This is a genomic window from Paraburkholderia sp. BR14320, assembly GCF_040948665.1.
In the GTDB taxonomy this organism is placed as follows: domain Bacteria; phylum Pseudomonadota; class Gammaproteobacteria; order Burkholderiales; family Burkholderiaceae; genus Paraburkholderia; species Paraburkholderia youngii.
Map to the genome: position 1 here is coordinate 58839 of NZ_JBFPKG010000014.1, position 16448 is coordinate 75286.

The 16448-nt window shown below is 63.6% G+C and carries 16 protein-coding genes; 10 read left to right on the plus strand and 6 right to left on the minus strand.

Annotated features, from left to right (window positions below):
* Nucleotides 1-23 precede the first annotated feature (23 nt).
* The 3 genes from AB3X89_RS15760 to polA all read right to left on the minus strand — a co-directional run bounded on the left by AB3X89_RS15760 (nt 24) and on the right by polA (nt 5250).
* Nucleotides 24-896 (minus strand): dienelactone hydrolase family protein, encoded by an 873-nt coding sequence (locus tag AB3X89_RS15760; protein WP_368584116.1) that lies wholly within the window; start codon nt 894-896, stop codon nt 24-26.
* Between the two features lie 99 nt (nt 897-995).
* Entirely contained in the window at nt 996-2351 is a 1356-nt protein-coding gene (locus AB3X89_RS15765; protein WP_368584117.1) for an NAD(P)/FAD-dependent oxidoreductase, read from the minus strand.
* Nucleotides 2352-2508: 157 nt separating this feature from the next.
* The gene (gene polA / locus AB3X89_RS15770) at nt 2509-5250 is read right to left on the minus strand and encodes a DNA polymerase I (protein WP_368584118.1); all 2742 of its coding nucleotides are present in this window, start codon (nt 5248-5250) and stop codon (nt 2509-2511) included.
* 1 nt (nt 5251) lies between these two features.
* Between polA and AB3X89_RS15775 the strand changes: the two genes are divergently transcribed.
* The 3 genes from AB3X89_RS15775 to AB3X89_RS15785 all read left to right on the plus strand — a co-directional run bounded on the left by AB3X89_RS15775 (nt 5252) and on the right by AB3X89_RS15785 (nt 7248).
* Complete coding sequence (locus AB3X89_RS15775; RefSeq protein WP_368584119.1) at nt 5252-5995, plus strand: TIGR00730 family Rossman fold protein; 744 nt, start codon at nt 5252-5254, stop codon at nt 5993-5995.
* Nucleotides 5996-6151: 156 nt separating this feature from the next.
* Nucleotides 6152-6721 carry a chromate transporter gene (locus tag AB3X89_RS15780; protein ID WP_368584120.1) on the plus strand — a complete coding sequence of 190 codons (570 nt, stop codon included), beginning with the start codon at nt 6152-6154 and terminating at the stop codon, nt 6719-6721.
* Nucleotides 6718-7248, plus strand: a complete 531-nt coding sequence (locus AB3X89_RS15785) for a chromate transporter (RefSeq protein ID WP_368584121.1) — start codon at nt 6718-6720, stop codon at nt 7246-7248. Before AB3X89_RS15780 ends, AB3X89_RS15785 begins: the two co-directional genes overlap by 4 nt.
* A 31-nt stretch (nt 7249-7279) precedes the next feature.
* Here AB3X89_RS15785 and AB3X89_RS15790 read toward each other — a convergent pair whose 3' ends face one another.
* Nucleotides 7280-8806, minus strand: coding sequence for an AMP nucleosidase (locus AB3X89_RS15790; protein WP_368584187.1), 1527 nt, complete (start codon nt 8804-8806; stop codon nt 7280-7282).
* 245 nt (nt 8807-9051) lie between these two features.
* Between AB3X89_RS15790 and AB3X89_RS15795 the strand changes: the two genes are divergently transcribed.
* The 7 genes from AB3X89_RS15795 (at nt 9052) to AB3X89_RS15825 (ending at nt 14804) form a co-directional block, all read left to right on the plus strand.
* Nucleotides 9052-9393: a hypothetical protein gene (locus AB3X89_RS15795; protein ID WP_227717644.1), complete on the plus strand. Its 342-nt coding sequence runs from the start codon at nt 9052-9054 to the stop codon at nt 9391-9393.
* A gap of 214 nt (nt 9394-9607) precedes the next feature.
* A complete protein-coding gene (locus tag AB3X89_RS15800; RefSeq protein WP_176107219.1) occupies nt 9608-10603 on the plus strand; it encodes a homoserine kinase in 996 nt (331 codons plus the stop codon).
* Complete coding sequence (locus AB3X89_RS15805; RefSeq protein ID WP_368584122.1) at nt 10594-11400, plus strand: BPSS1780 family membrane protein; 807 nt, start codon at nt 10594-10596, stop codon at nt 11398-11400. Before AB3X89_RS15800 ends, AB3X89_RS15805 begins: the two co-directional genes overlap by 10 nt.
* A 170-nt stretch (nt 11401-11570) precedes the next feature.
* On the plus strand, nt 11571-12023 hold the full coding sequence (locus tag AB3X89_RS15810; protein ID WP_368584123.1) for a MarR family winged helix-turn-helix transcriptional regulator: 453 nt from the start codon (nt 11571-11573) through the stop codon (nt 12021-12023).
* 171 nt (nt 12024-12194) lie between these two features.
* On the plus strand, nt 12195-12614 hold the full coding sequence (locus AB3X89_RS15815) for an organic hydroperoxide resistance protein (protein ID WP_368584124.1): 420 nt from the start codon (nt 12195-12197) through the stop codon (nt 12612-12614).
* A gap of 186 nt (nt 12615-12800) precedes the next feature.
* On the plus strand, nt 12801-14300 hold the full coding sequence (locus AB3X89_RS15820; protein WP_368584125.1) for a deoxyribodipyrimidine photo-lyase: 1500 nt from the start codon (nt 12801-12803) through the stop codon (nt 14298-14300).
* 45 nt (nt 14301-14345) lie between these two features.
* Nucleotides 14346-14804 (plus strand): TspO/MBR family protein, encoded by a 459-nt coding sequence (locus AB3X89_RS15825; RefSeq protein WP_368584126.1) that lies wholly within the window; start codon nt 14346-14348, stop codon nt 14802-14804.
* Here AB3X89_RS15825 and AB3X89_RS15830 read toward each other — a convergent pair.
* Nucleotides 14801-14983: a DUF3563 family protein gene (locus AB3X89_RS15830; RefSeq protein ID WP_176378905.1), complete on the minus strand. Its 183-nt coding sequence runs from the start codon at nt 14981-14983 to the stop codon at nt 14801-14803. The two genes, AB3X89_RS15825 and AB3X89_RS15830, sit on opposite strands and share 4 nt — an antisense overlap.
* Nucleotides 14984-15092: 109 nt before the next feature.
* Entirely contained in the window at nt 15093-16271 is a 1179-nt protein-coding gene (locus AB3X89_RS15835; protein WP_368584127.1) for a PHB depolymerase family esterase, read from the minus strand.
* Nucleotides 16272-16448 lie beyond the last annotated feature (177 nt).

The window sequence follows — 16448 nt, forward strand, 5'->3', positions numbered from 1 at the left end:
GAGAAACAAACACATGAGGGTTTTCAAGCAACCCCATGTTGCTTGAACCACACGAGCGTGCGACGCCAGCCATCCTCGGCATCGGCCTTCTTGTAGCTCGGACGGTAGTCGGCGAAAAACGCGTGACCTGCGTCGTCATAAACGACGAACTGCGAGCCGCGTCCCGCTTGCGGCCCTTGCGCGATCGCCTGCTTCATCTGCTCGAGCGTGTCCTGCGGAATGCTTTGATCCTGGCGTCCATACAGGCCGAGGACGGGCGCATGCAGGTCGGCGACGAGATCGAGCGGATTGGCCGGCGTCATCGCATTCTTCGCGCCGGTCACGCGACCATACCAGGCGACGCCCGCCTTCACGCGCGGATTGTGCTCCGCATACAGCCACGAGATGCGCCCGCCCCAGCAAAAGCCGTTCACGCCGAGCCGGTTCAGGTCGCCGCCGTTCTCGCCGGCCCACGCGGCGGCCGCGTCGAGGTCGGCCAGCACCTGCTCGTCGGGCACTTTGCTGACCAACTGCTCGTTGAGTTGCTGCATGCTCGTGTAGGCGGTCGGGTCGCCCTCGCGCTCGTACAGATTCGGCGCGATCGCCAGATAGCCCTGCTTCGCGAAGCGCCGGCACACGTCGGCGATATGCTCGTGGACGCCGAAGATTTCATGCACGACGAGGATCACCGGCAGATGCGTCTTGCCCTTCGGCTGCGCGCGATAGGCCGGTATCAGCGTACCGCCCGAATGGAACGCCACTTCCCCTGCTTCGAGGCCGTCGCTGTCGGTATGAATGGTCTGCGCCGAGACTGGCAGCACCGCTGCCGCGAAACCAGTGCCGAGCGCCGCCTTCATGAAGGTGCGCCGATCGAAGGAAACGTGCGGAATCAGACAATCAACTTCAGGCTTCAGCATGGGGCGCTCCTCGAAGAATTGTTAGAGGCAACAGGATACGCCTTGCGCGCATCCCGTTGCAGATTCAACTGAGCAGAACGTCCGCCCGCGCCGATGCAGTCAGTGCAGCTTGACGCGCGGCAGCGTGGTACGGCGCAACCAATGCGCGAAGGTGTCGAGCATCATGCGCGGATAGCCGTGCAGCGCCGCGATATGCAGCCGGTACAGCGACATGTACATGAAGCGCGCGAACAGCCCTTCGATCAGCATATTGCCGCCGATCACCCCGCCCATCAGATTGCCGACCGCGCTGAAGTGTCCGAGCGAGACCAGCGAGCCGAAGTCGCGATAAGTGAACTCCGGTAGCGGCCTGTTCTCGAGGCGCGCCGCCAGTCCCTTCATCAGAAAGCTCGCCTGCTGATGCGCGGCCTGCGCGCGCGGCGGCACGTTGCGCTCGTTGCCCGGCCACTCGCAGGCCGCGCAGTCGCCGAGCGCGAAGATGTTGTCGTCGACCTCGGTTTGCAGCGTGCGGCGCACCACCAGCTGGCCGAGCCGGTTGACCGGCAAGCCGTCGAGCTGGCCGAGCACCGCCGGCGCCTTGATGCCCGCCGCCCACACGGTCAGATCGGCCCGCACTGTGTGACCGCTCGCGGTGCGGATGTAGCCCGGCGCAACCTCGGCCACGGTCTCGCCGATCATCAGCTTCACGCCGAGCTTGGTCAGCAGTTCGGCGGTGGCCGTGGAAACGCGTTCCTGCAACGCGGGCAAAATGCGTGGCCCCGCCTCGATCAGCACGATGCCGACGTCATGCCGCGGATCGAGCTTGTGCAAGCCATATGCGGACAGCACCTGGGCGGTATTACGCAACTCCGCCGATAACTCGACCCCCGTCGCGCCGCCGCCGACAATCGCCACCTGAATGCGCGGCTCGCTGGACGTCCACGTGCCGGGTCCCGGTCGCGACTCGACGGGCTGGTGCGCCTGATGTTCGGCGCGCATGCACGCCGCGATGAGCCGCTTGCGGAAACGCTCTGCCTCGCTAACCGTATCCAGTGCAATCGAGAATTCGGCCGCTCCCTTGACGCCGAAGAAGGCCGTGGTACTGCCGATCGCGATGACCAGCGTGTCGTACTCGAGCACACGTTCGGGCAGCAGTTCCGCGCCGTCGTCGTCGAGCACGGTGCCGAGCGTGATGCGCCGGTTCGCGCGGTCGAGTGCGGTCAGATCGCCTTGCTGGAACTCGAAGCCATGCCAGCGCGCCTGCGCCGCGTAAGGGAGCTCCTGCGTGAACGGGTCCATGCTGCCCGCCGCCACTTCGTGCAGCAGCGGCTTCCAGATATGCGTCGGAAAGCGATCGACCAGCGTGACCTGGGCCTGCGCGCTGCGCCCCTTCTTGCCGGCCCCGTAGCGATCGCCAAGACGCGTCGCCAGTTCCAGTCCTCCCGCACCTCCGCCAACGACGATAAATCGATGCATTGCACTTCTCCGTGTAGCCGATGAATTATCTGTCGCGACGCGGCGCATGAATGCGCCGTCCTGAAACGATTGTCCTCGACCCGCCGGGGAAGTCACAAGTGACCAATACCCATGTGTGACATGCGCACGACGTTATCGTGCGCGTGTCACGGGCATGTCAATGTGCCTCCTCCCAGTTCAGCCCCGCGCCGACTTCGGCGACCAGCGGCACCTTCAGCGCGGCGACACCGCACATCAGTTCTGGCAGGCGCTTGCGGACTTCGGACAGCTCAGCGTCGGGTACTTCGAGAATCAGTTCGTCGTGCACCTGCATGATCATGCGCGTGCCGATCTTCGAGTCTTCGATCCAGTTCTGCACGGCGATCATCGACATCTTGATGAGATCGGCCGCGGTGCCCTGCATCGGTGCGTTGATCGCGGCCCGCTCCGCGGCCTGGCGGCGCGGACCGTTGCCGCCGTTGATCTCGGGCAGCCACAGCCGGCGGCCGAACACCGTTTCGACGTAGCCCTTCGCCTTCGCGCTCAAACGCGTCTCGTCCATATAGCGAGCGACACCGGGATAGCGCGCGAAATAGCGGTCGATATACATCTTCGCCGCATCGCGCGTGATGCCGAGATTCGACGCGAGGCCGAACGCGCTCATGCCGTAGATGAGACCAAAGTTGATGACCTTCGCGACCCGCCGCTGATCGCTCGACACTTCGAGCGGCGTCACGTTGAAGATTTCCGATGCGGTGGCGCGGTGAATGTCTTCGCCCTGCGAGAACGCGCGCATCAGCGATTCGTCGCCGGAGATGTGCGCCATGATGCGCAATTCGATCTGCGAGTAATCGGCGGATACGAGCTTGTGCCCCGGCGGCGCGATGAACGCTTCGCGGATGCGCCGGCCTTCGCCGGTACGCACCGGAATGTTCTGCAGGTTCGGATCGTTCGACGCGAGCCGCCCCGTCACCGCGACGGCTTGCGCGTAGTTCGTATGCACGCGGCCGGTTTGCGGATTGACCATGCGCGGCAGCTTGTCGGTATAGGTCGACTTCAGCTTCGACAGGCCGCGATGTTCGAGCAGGATCTTCGGCAGCGGGTAGTCTTCGGCGAGCTTCTGCAGCACTTCTTCGTCGGTGGAAGGTGCGCCGCTCGGCGTTTTCTTGATGACCGGCAGTTCGAGCTTCTCGAAGAAAATCTGGCCGATCTGCTTCGGCGAGCCCAGGTTGAATTCACCGCCAGCCAGTTCGTACGCCTTGCCTTCGAGCTCGATCAGACGCGTGGCGATCTCGCTGCTCTGCTGACGCAGCTTCTCCGCGTCGATCAGCACGCCGGTGCGCTCCATCTTGCGCAGCACGCGCGAAGTCGGAACTTCGATCTCGCGATACACGTGGTCGAGCGACTTCTCCACGGCGATTTGCGGATACAAGGCCTGATGCAACCGCAGCGTGATGTCTGCGTCTTCGGCCGCATATTCGGCGGCTTTGTCCAGCGCGACTTCGTCGAAGCCGATCTGCTGCGCGCCCTTGCCCGCGACCTCTTCATACTTGATCGTCTTCACGCCGAGATGACGCAGCGCGAGGCTGTCCATGTCGTGCGTGCGATGCGATTCGAGCACATACGATTCGAGCAGCGTGTCATGCTCGACGCCGCGCATTTCGATGCCGTAATTGGCGAGCACCTGTTCGTCGTACTTCAGATGCTGACCGACCTTCTTATGGTCCGCGCTTTCGAGCCACGGCTTGAGCTTCGCGAGCACTTCGTCGAGCGGCAGCTGCACCGGCGCGTCGGGGCCGCGATGCGCGAGCGGCACATACGCGGCGCGGCCCGCTTCGACCGACAGCGATAAGCCGACGATCTGCGCGACCATCGGATCGAGCGACGTGGTTTCGGAATCGAACGAAGTTATCTCGGCCGCATTGATCTTGTCCAGCCACGCGTCGAGCTGCTCCCATGTTTGCACGGTCTCGTAGTGGCGCTCGTGATCGACGGACAACGCGGGCGGCACGTCGGTTTCCGGACCTTCGACCGCGTCGGCAATCTCGACTTCGCGCAGCCACGTCTTGAAGCCGTGGCGCGTGAACACCTCGCGCAACTCTTCGCGCGACTCGGGAAGGCTCGGCAAGCTTTCTTCGATCGATACGATGTGGCCGGTCAGATCGCAATGACGCTCGACTGTGACGAGCTTACGCGCCATCGGCAAGAAGTCCAGCGCGCGGCGCAGATTATCGCCGACCGCGCCCTTGATCTCGTTCGCATGCTCGACGATGCCATCTAGCGACTCATATTGCGTCAGCCATTTGACCGCGGTTTTCGGACCGCATTTCTCGACGCCCGGCACGTTGTCGACGGTATCGCCGATCAGCGACAGATAATCGATGATCCGCTCCGGCGGCACACCGAACTTCGCGACCACGCCGTCGCGATCGAGCGTTTCGTTGGTCATCGTATTGACGAGCGTCACGCGGTTCGACACCAGCTGCGCGAGGTCTTTGTCACCGGTCGACACGACCACGTCCATGCCGAGCTTTTCCGCCTCGGTGCACAGCGTGCCGATCACGTCGTCCGCTTCGACACGATCGATCATCAGCAGCGGCCAGCCGAGCGCACGCACCGCGACGTGAATCGGCTCGATCTGACGGGCAAGATCTTCCGGCATCGATGGACGGTTCGCCTTGTACTCCGGATACCAGTCGTCGCGAAACGTTTTGCCCTTGGCGTCGAACACGCACGCGCTATACTCTGCTGTGACTTCCTTGCGCATGCGCCGCAGCATGTTGATCATCCCGTAGAGCGCACCCGTCGGGCCACCCTCGGGGCCGCGTAGATCAGGCATCGCATGGTAGGCCCGGTACAGATAACTCGAACCGTCGACCAACAGCAGGGTCTTACCTTCAAGGCTTCGTTCTTCAGGCATTATGACTAAGAGAAAAGTGATTCCGAGTCTGCGATCGCTCGCAGATCAAGAGCGCGCAACGGCCAAAAAAGCCCGCGCATCGTGGCAGATGTTCACGATTATGGCAGAGTTTATCGAGGCGACCGAGTACCTGTCGGAGATTCGACCGGCGGTCAGCATCTACGGTTCGGCGCGCCTGAAACCGAACTCGCCGTACTACAAACTCGCCACGCAGATCGCGCGCAAATTGTCGGATGCTGGCTTCGCGGTGATCTCCGGCGGCGGCCCCGGCATCATGGAAGCGGCCAACAAGGGCGCGCATGCGGGTAAGGCACCGTCGGTCGGTCTGAACATCGAGTTGCCGCACGAGCAGTCGGGCAACCAGTGGCAGGACATCTCGTTGCGCTTCCGCCATTTCTTCACGCGCAAGGTCACGTTCGTGAAGAACTCGGACGCGGTGATCGTGATGCCCGGCGGCTTCGGCACGCTCGACGAACTGGCCGAAGTACTCACGCTGATCCAGACCAAGAAGTCGCGCCACGTGCCGATCATTCTGGTCGGCGGCGAGTTCTGGGAGGGTCTGCTCGCGTGGTTCAAGAGCTCGCTGATTCCGATGGGTTTGATCAATCCGACCGATATCGATCTGATGCAGGTGATCGACAATCCGGACCAGGTGCTCGAAGCGGTGCTCAAGTTCTACGAAGACCGTGAAGAAGGCGAAGCGCATCCGGTCAAGTCGGACGAAGACCGGATGTTCTACCTGTGATCGCATGACGCTGCGCGCCTCGCAATACGCGTAGCACGATGCATTGCGCACCCATCAGGTCGCGCACATGGCGGGCAGCCTTCCGGCTGCCCGCTTTCGTTTTGCAGGCTTGCCGTTCGGCGCTAACCTCCCCAGCTTGTACCCGAAGCTCGCGATATGAACAACGACCTCACCTCGCCCGAAGCCGCGCTCGCACCCACGCCAACGTTGCGTGAGATCTTCGGCGGCTTTCTCGGGCTCGGCCTCATTTCATTCGGTGGCGCGTTGCCGCTCGCGCGCCGCGCACTCGTCGAGCAACGCCGTTGGCTGACCAGCGACGAATTCACCGACCTGCTCGGCCTCTGTCAATTCCTGCCCGGCGGCAACGTCATCAACCTATCGGTCGCGATCGGCATGCGCTTTCGCGGCGTGCCCGGTGCGCTGGCCGGTTTGCTCGGCTTGATTGCCGGGCCTTCGCTGGTGGTGATCGGGCTCGGCGTGCTGTACGAACACACGCAGAACGATCCGCACGTGCGTCATCTGTTCACGGGGCTCGCCGCGGCGGCTTCGGGCCTGCTGATTTCGATGGCATTCAAGATCGTGCTGCCGTTGCGCAACAAGCCGCTCGCCGCGTTGATCGCCGTGCTCGGCTTCGTCGCGATTGCCGTGCTGCGCTTGCCGCTGCTGCCAACGATGCTCGTGCTCACGCCGCTCAGTATTTATCTTGCGGCAAGGAGCGCGCGATGAACGACACGCTCGTATCCCTCGCGGCGATTTTTAGTCAGCTGTCGCTGCTCGCGTTCGGCGGCGGCAATACGATCCTTCCGGAGATGCAGCGGCAAGTGGTCGACGTGCATCACTGGATGCCTGCCAGCGAATTCAGCGCGCTGTTCGCGCTCGCTCAAGCCGCGCCCGGCCCGAACCTGATGATCGTCACGCTGATCGGCTGGCATGTAGCGGGTTGGGCCGGCATGCTCGTCACGTCGATTGCGAAGTTCGGGCCTTCGTCGCTCGTGACGATCCTCGCGCTGCATGCGTGGGACCGCTTCAAGGACCGCCCGTGGCGCCGCTATGCGCAACTCGGACTCGTGCCGGTGACGGCCGGCCTCGTGGCGGCGAGCGCGGCGCTGATCGCGCGCGCGTCAAATCCGACCGCGATAGCGTGGGCGATCACCGCGTTCACGTCCGTGATGGCGACGAAGACGCGGATTCATCCGTTGTGGCTGTTAGCCGCTGGAAGCCTGATCGGGTTGACCGGGTTCGGGCAGGGTTGAACACGCGAGCGTCACCCTGCCTCGGCCCGAGTTACTGAAACGCGACTTCCGCGAAACTCCGCAGCTTGCGGCTATGCAACCGATGCAGCCCGTTCATGCGCAGCAGTTCCATCGCCTTCACGCCGATCTGCAGATGCTGGTCGACCTGCGCGCGATAGAACTGATCGGCCATGCCCGGCAGCTTCAACTCACCGTGCAGCGGCTTGTCCGACACGCATAGCAGCGTGCCGTAAGGCACCCGGAAGCGAAAGCCGTTCGCGGCGATCGTCGCGCTTTCCATATCGAGCGCGATCGCGCGGCTCTGCGATAGCCGCTGCACCGGCTCGCGATGATCGCGCAGCTCCCAGTTTCGATTGTCGACGCTCGCCACGGTGCCCGTGCGCATCACGCGCTTCAGCTCGACGCCATCGAGTTGCGTGACCTGCGCGACCGCGCGCTCGAGCGCGACCTGCACTTCGGCGAGCGCCGGAATCGGCACCCACAGCGGCAGATCGGCATCGAGCACATGATCTTCGCGCACATAGCCGTGCGCGAGCACGTAGTCGCCGAGACGCTGCGTGTTGCGCAGCCCCGCGCAGTGGCCGAGCATGATCCACGCATGCGGGCGCAGCACCGCGATGTGATCGGTGATGGTCTTCGCATTCGACGGCCCGACCCCGATGTTGACCATCGTGATGCCACTGCCGTCCGCGCGTTTCAGGTGATACGCGGGCATCTGCGGCAGACGCGGCGGCGGCGTGCCCTCCTGCGCCTGCTCGCCGAGATTCTCGTTGTAGGTGACGACGTCACCGGGTTCGACGAACGACGTGTATTCGCTGCGATACGCGCGCAACTCCGCGTCGTCGGTGCGGGCCATCATGGCGCGGCCGAGCTTGACGAATTCGTCGATATAGAACTGGTAGTTCGTGTACAGCACGTAGTTCTGCACATGCGTCGGCGAAGTCGCCGTGTAGTGCTTCAGCCGATGCAGCGAAAAATCGACGCGCGCCGCCGTGAACAATGCGAGCGGATGCGGCTCGCCCGGCAGCGGCTCGTACGTGCCGTTGACGATGCGGTCGTCGAGCAGCGCGAGGTCCGGTGTATCGAAGATGTCGCGCATCAGGAACAGGCGCTCGCGGTCCAGATCGCCTTCGAGGTGGATGCCCTCGGCGAATGCGAAATGAATCGGAATCGGCTGGTCCGATACGCCGACCTCGATCTGCACGTGATGGTTTTTCGCCAGCAGCCGCAATTGCTCGCGATAGTAGTTACCGAACAGGTCCGGTCGCGTGACGGTCGTCTCGAACACGCCCGGCCCCGCGACGAACCCGTACGAGCGGCGCGAATCGATGTGCGTGTTGACGTCGGTACGCACGCGCACGAACGGATAGCAGGCGCGCACACGATGGTCGAACTGCTCGTTGCGGCGGTAGCGCGCGAACGCATCGCGCAGGAACGACGTGTTCGCCTCGTAGATCGCGGCGAGGCGGGTGACGGCTTCGGCCGCGTCGTCGAAGCCTTCGGTGGGGAAGCTGTTGGCGGGAGTCTGCACCGTGCGCTGATTGATATCGTTGTTCATCATCGTTCACCCTTTTTGATGAGACGACATTACCACGGAACCCGCTATTGCCAAATGTCGGCGGCTACGCTCGCAACAGCGCTCGCGAGAACGCGCGCGTGATGTGCGAAAGCGGCGCAAAATAAGGCTTCGCGCCCGAACGCCAGGCCGGATTTGCTAGAATCCGGGCACCCCATTGGAGAATCACCATGAAGCCGCTCCTTCCCATCGCTGTTGCGCTGGCTCTCGCCTTCGGCAACGCCGCGATGGCTGCCCAGCCCGTCGACGAACCGCCGCCCGCCGGCGTGCCCCAGTCCGCCAATGAACGGGCCGGTCTGCCGGACCTCGCCAAGATCAACCGTCCAGCCGCAGAGGTCAGCTCGAAGGTCGACATCAACAACGTTCCGCGCACGCCGAGCTTTCACGAGGTCAGCCCGAACGGCACCGAAATCACTGAATTCCGCGACAAGGGCAAGCCGGTCGAAATCAACGTGCAATCGAATTTCGGCACGCGCTACCAGATGAGCGCGTCGCCCGACACCTCGCCGACCGTTCACGACAGCGGCAAGCCCAGCACCCGCCTGCCGTCGGTGAATCTCCGCTATTGATCGTTACGAAAGCGGCCCGCCGGCAACGGCGGCCGCGGCGTGGTCGTGACCCGGTTACACCCGATCGCGGCCGCGGCGCGATGAACTTGCGCTGAATGCGGCGACGCGTACATTTCGCCGTTCCGCACTCGTCGCGCGCTGCACCCCATTCGCTTGTCTCACCTCGCACTGGCCGCACAGCGCCAGCCCGAACAACCTGATCCGACGTTTCCGCATGGCCGTCTTCACCGCTGTCAACGAATCCCAACTCGCAGAATGGATGAGTCACTACGATCTCGGCGATGTCGTCGAGTTTCGCGGCATTTCGTCCGGCATTGAAAACAGCAACTTCTTTCTGACGACGACGCGCGGCGAATACGTGCTGACCATTTTCGAGAAGCTGACAGCTGAACAACTGCCGTTCTATCTGGACCTGATGCGGCATCTTGCCGCGCATCGCGTGCCGGTGCCGGATCCGATGCCGCGCCTCGACGGCGCGCTGTTCGGCATGCTGCTCGGCAAACCCGCGACGATCGTGACGAAGCTCGAAGGCGCGCCCGAACTCGCGCCCGGCGTCGAGCACTGCGCCGAGGTCGGCCACATGCTCGCGCGCATGCACCTGGCGGGCCGCGACTATCCGCGTTATCAGCCGAACCTGCGCAGCCTGCCGTGGTGGCGCGAGACCGTGCCGACGATCCTGCCGTATCTCGAAGGCGAGCAGCGCGATCTGCTGGCGTCCGAGCTTGCGCATCAGGAGGCGTTCTTCGCCTCCGCAGATTACGCGGCCATGCCCTCGGGTCCGTGCCACGCCGATCTGTTCCGCGACAACGCGATGTTCGCGCACGCGGCGCCCGAGACCGGCCACGAAGTGCGGCTCGGCGGTTTCTTCGATTTCTATTTCGCCGGCTGCGACAAGTGGCTATTCGACGTCGCGGTCACGGTCAACGACTGGTGCGTCGACCTCGCGACCGGCAAGCTCGACTCCGAACGCACCGAGGCGCTGTTGCGCGCGTATCAGACGGTGCGGCCGTTCACCGTCGAGGAAAACCATCACTGGGGCGACATGCTGCGTGCGGGTGCATACCGTTTCTGGGTCTCGCGCCTGTATGATTTTCATTTGCCGCGCGCGGCCGAACTGCTGAAGCCGCACGACCCCGGTCATTTCGAACGCATTCTGCGCGAGCGCCTGCTGGGCGTCGCGAATCCAGGCATCCATACCCCATGCAACTGATCGAAGTCCCCGCGAAAACCGGCTACGTGTGGTTCCGCCAGGGCATCTGGCTGTTCCGCAAGAATCCGCTCGCTTTTCTGACGCTGTTCTTCACCTATTTGCTGGTGATGACGCTCGTGTCGCAAATTCCGGTGGTCGGCGGCGTGTTGCCGCTGTTGTTCATTCCGGGTGTCGCGGTCGGCTTCATGGCCGCGTGCCGCAACACGATCGCGGGCAAACCGGTGTTTCCGACCATTCTCGTCGACGGCTTTCATTCGTATGGCCCGGTGGTTGCGCGGCGGTTGCTCGTGCTCGGCGCGCTGTATGTGATCGCGATGGCGCTCGTGCTGGCCGGCTCGGCGCTCGCCGACGGCGGCATGCTGCTGAAGGTGATGCTCGGCAACGCGTCGATGGATGAAAACGCAATCGCCAACAGCAATATCCCGCTCGCGGTGATCACCGCGCTCGCGTTCTACGTGCCGGTCGCGATGCTGTTCTGGTTCTCGCCGATCCTCGCCGCCTGGCATGACGTGCCGCCCGTCAAAGCGATGTTCTTCAGCGTCGTCAGTTGCTGGCGCAATCGCGGCGCTTTCATCGTGTTTGCGGCGCTGTGGTTCGCAGTCGCAACGGTCGTGTCGATCGGGCTGTCCGCGCTGATGCAGGCGCTCGGCGCGGCGGACTTCGCGTTTGCGATCCTGATGCCCGCGACGATGATCGTGACGACCATGCTGTACTGCTCGTTCTACGCGACCTATCGCGGCTGCTTCGGCGTGCAGACGCCGCAAACGCCGGATCTGCCGACCACGCCGGCGGCCTGATCCGTCGTTCCCGCGCGGGTGCCGTTCTGGCGCCCGCGCATTGCGTGTTACGCATCTCCCCGACGTCTCTGTCGGAACACCTGCTCCCAACGCCCGGCATTCTGAATCGATTTGCGGCACAATGGTTTGTGTGCAATCCATTTGCACGCTTTTTTTTGCCGAGGTGGATCATGACCCAGCGCCCCGCTCTCCCCTTCACGCTCGACGAGCAACTGTGCTTCGCGCTCTACTCGACCTCCCTTGCGATGACGAAAGCGTACAAGCCGCTGCTCGAAAGGCTCGGACTCACGTATCCACAATATCTGGCGATGCTCGTGCTGTGGGAAACCGACGACGTCACCGTCAAGGACATGGCCACGCGTCTGAATCTCGACCCGGCGACGGTCACGCCGCTGCTCAAGCGCCTCGAAGCGCAGGGACTCGTGGAGCGCGCGCGGGGCACCGACGATGAGCGCCTCGTCTACATTCGCTTGACCGGCGCGGGCAAAGCGCTCAAGCGTCAGGCGCGCGACGTGCCCGGCGAGATCCTCTGCGCGACGCAGCAGTCGCCGGACTTCCTGCTGCGTCTGCGCGACGACCTCACCCGCCTGCGCACGACGCTCAACGACTTTATGGACCAGTAGTGCGATAACTGAAACGGACTAGTTCCGGTTTAACCGCAAAATTAATTTGCACACAAATGATTTGTGTACTATCTTACTCACATGCCGCTTCGCTAGCACTTCGCCAGACCGGCGAACCGGCAGCCAGCGGCAAACATGCCAACTTCGACACCCAAAACAAGGAGCTGCACCATGAACATCCTCTACAAGGCAAGCGCAACGAGCACCGGTGGCCGCGACGGCCGCGCCGTATCGTCGGACAATGCATTGGAAGTGAAGCTGGCCGCGCCGCGTGAGCTCGGCGGGAATGGCGCGGCAGGCACGAACCCTGAACAGCTGTTCGCGGCCGGCTACTCGGCCTGTTTCCTGAGCGCCATGAAGTTCGTCGCCGGCCAGCGCAAGCAGGCCCTGCCGGCCGACACGCAGGTTTCCGCCGACGTCGGCATCGGCCCGAACGACAAGGGCGGCTTCGCGCTCGACATCGATCTGCGTATCTCGCTGCCGGGCCTCGCTGCGGACGCAGCGAAGGAACTGGTCGATGCGGCACACCAGGTCTGCCCGTACTCGAACGCTACGCGTAACAACGTCGCGGTTCGTCTGCACGTTGCTTGAGGTGAGGTCGGCCGTCGCGCCGATCAGCACCGCCAGGGAAGAACCGCTGACGGCGCATTACCCGGCGCCGTCGCGAGCAGCGCCCGCACCCTGCACAATAGGGACGGGCGCTGATCATTCTGGCGCGTGCGGCACGCTATGTGCGATGCCGGTCGTCAACTACCTTCATTCCGACCGCTCTTCCCGATGACACGCGCCCGCCGCCTGCACGACAGTTTCGACGCCGGCCTCGTCTGGTTTCGCCGCGATCTGCGCAGCACCGACCATGCCGCGCTGTACTACGCACTCAAGCATTGTGAGCGCGTCTGGTGCGTGTTCGTGTTCGACACGACGGTCCTGCAGCCAATCGTCGATGCCTGGCAGACGCGCCACCCAGGCGAGCCGGTGCGGGATCGCCGCATCGACTTCATTCTCGCGTCACTGGCTGAACTCGACGACGCGTTGCGCGTGCTCGGCGGCGGCATCGTCGTGCTATACGGCGATCCGGCCGAACTGGTGCCGAAGCTCGCGGCGGAGTTGCGCGTCGATGCGGTGTTCGCGAATCACGACTATGAGCCAGTGGCGATCGAACGCGACGCGACAGTCGGCGAGCGTCTCGAGAATGCGGGCCGGCAGTGGCTAACGTTCAAGGACCAGACGATTTTCGAGCGCGACGAGCTGCTGAACGGCCAGGGCAAGCCGTTCGCGGTCTTCACGCCGTACAGGAACGCGTGGCTCAAGCAATTGAACGGGTTCGATCTCAAGCCCTACCCGGTGGAGACCTACACGAAGCATCTGGCGGCGCTGCCGCGCGAGCTCGATCGTCGCTTGCCCACGCTCGATCAGCTCGGCTTCGCGCCGAGCAACCTGACGGACTTGCAACTGCCCGCCGGCATGAGCGGCGCGCAACAGTTGCTCGACGATTTTCTGACGCGCATCGATAGCTACGCGGACAGGCGTGATTTCCCCGCTGCCAAGGGGCCGAGCTATCTGTCGGTGCACCTGCGCTTCGGCACGATATCGATCCGCACACTCGCACGGCTCGCGTACGAGATGTCGCTGCAACCCGACGGCAAAGGCGCGGCAACGTGGTTGTCGGAACTGATCTGGCGGGACTTCTACTTCATGGTCCTGGCGCACCATCCGCGCATCGCGAAAGGCGCGCCGTTCAAACCGGAATACGAGCATTTGCGCTGGGAAAAAGGTCCCTCGGCCGACGCAGCGTTCGCCGCCTGGTGCGACGGCCGCACCGGCTATCCGCTCGTGGATGCCGCGATGCTGCAGTTGAACCGGACCGGCTATATGCACAACCGCCTGCGGATGGTCACGGCGAGCTTCCTCGCGAAAGATCTCGGCATCGACTGGCGTCTCGGCGAGCGCTACTTCGCCGATCTGCTGAACGACTTCGATTTCTCGGCGAACAACGGCGGCTGGCAGTGGGCCGCCTCGACCGGCTGCGACGCGCAACCTTACTTCCGTATTTTCAATCCGGTCACGCAATCCGAAAAATTCGACCCCGACGGACGCTTTATCAAACGATATCTACCCCAGCTCGCCAAGTTGCCGGCAAAATGGATTCACGCGCCGTGGCGGGCAGGTGCGGAGCGGCTCGCGGAGTTCGGCGTGGTGTTAGGCGGAAATTATCCCGAGCCGATCGTCGATCACGCACAAGCCCGCGAGCGCACACTGGCCCGATACGGAAAGTGAGTGCCTGCTCACATCGTTGAATAAGAACGTCTGGAGGGGGTGAAGATGCGCCGTCTGCCGTCGCTGCTCGTGTTTCTGATTCTGACGCTGGCGGCCGGCTGGGCCGCGAGTCTGTCGCTGCCGGATGCGTGGTACACGGGCCTGCAAAAGCCCGTGTTCAATCCGCCGAACTGGGTTTTCCCGCCCGTGTGGACCGTGCTTTACGTGCTGATGGCGTTTTCCGCCTGGCGCGTGTGGAAGCGCGACGGCCCGAGCGCGGCGATCGTACTGTGGGTCGTGCAGTTGCTGTTCAACGCAGCATGGATGTGGCTGTTTTTCGGCCTGCATCGGCCGCAGATAGCACTGATCGACATCCTGATCTTGCTGCTGCTGATCGTGATGCTGACGTATGTGTTCTGGCGACGCGATCGCCTCGCGGGCATTGTGCTCGTGCCGTACGTCGTGTGGGTCGCGTATGCGGCCCTTCTGAACTACGCGTTGTGGCAGCTGAATCCGGCTGCTTAGCCGTAGTGCTGGCTCATCCACGACGGCGCACGCAGGTTCGATTCCTGATCGAGCTTGCGCATACGGAATTCGAGGTCGTAGAGATCGGTCGCTTCGGCCAGATAAGCGTCAGCGCGCTCTTTTGCGAGCTGGTCCGGCGACTTGGTCAAAAAGAGGAACAGGCGGCTGAGCAGATACATGGTTCACCTCGGCAATGATAGCTAGGCGTTTGCGCCTAAGGGATAACCCGTATTATAGGGAAAACCCTGAGTTCGCGCTACTGTTCATTTTCGAGGTGTTGCTCGGACGTCACCGCCCAGCCGAAGACGCCGCGAATCCCTCCGCGAAGCGGCCCGCGTCCGTGCGACGCTGGTGCCGGAAAAACTCCCACAACATAGCGCTCGCGTCCGGGCCCTTGGACGAATGGAACGGCAGCGCATCGTCGCCGCCGGCCCATGCGTGACCGAGCCCTTGCACGCGACACACCCGCACCACGCGCCGCCCGCCGCGCAGATAATCGCGCACCACGACGCCATTTTTGCGGTCTTCGCGCGTCTCGCCGGCTTTGCGCGCGCCGTTTGCGTCGATGAGGCGGTTCAGGCGCACGAACTGTGTCGCCAACTGGTCGGCGTTGACCGGCGTGACCACATGGTCGGCGTCGCCATGGATGATCAATGCCGGCATGCCCGGGTACTGCGCGACGTTCGTCGTTTCGTCGACGAGTTCGACCGGCTCGCGACGCGCGCCACGCCGCATGACGTCCATCGCGGTAATGCCGGAGCGGGCTTCGCCGAACGCGGGGCCGGAATGCAGCGCGACAGCGGCGAAATGCTGCGGATACTTGACGGCCAACAGCGCCGTCAGCCCCGCGCCCGCCGAAATCCCCGCCACGTACACACGCTCGCGGTCAAAGCCGTGCTGCTCGACCAGCGCATCCACCAGCGAGACGACCGCGCGCGCTTCCGCGCCGCCCGCGTTGTCGCCGGCGTCGTACCAATGCCAGCAGCGGTGCGAGTGCGCGTGCTTCGATTGTTCGGGGTACACGACCGCGAAGCCGTAGCGATCGGCGAGCAGGTTCATCCGCGTGCCTTCGGCGAACTCGTCGATCGACTGCGTGCAGCCGTGCAGCATCACGACAAGCGGCATCGCCTCGTGCGCGTGCCCGGACGGTATATAGAGCCCGTACTGCAAATGATTGACCAGCCGGCCCGGCGCGGCCGGCGCGGAATGGAACGAGCGCGTCCACGCGCCGCTCGCCCATGCGGCCGCGCGGGGACGCACGCGCGACTCGCGCGGCGCTTCGCGTTTCGCGGGCTTGCGCAGCGCCGCAGTCGGCTTCAGTGGATGAGCCTTGCTCGACGGTTTGGTGGTAGCGGCGCGAGCCGGTCGCGCCTGTACTCGCTTGGCGGTTTTTTGCGCGTGTTCGGTTTGGATCGCGAGCAGGCGCTTGAAACCGCGCAGCCAGATTTTCGACAGGCTTTTTGCCATCGGCGATAGCCTCGCAAAAGGGACAAAAACGGACCCCAGATACCGCGGATCAGATGAAGTTGTGCAATGCACAATAACATCATTTTTCCTGCGTTGCTGAACGTCGGCGCCGGTCTTCGTGCCCATTTCAGTCACCGCGAACCTTGCCTGCGGCCTGTCGTCAAACTGCGTCGATAG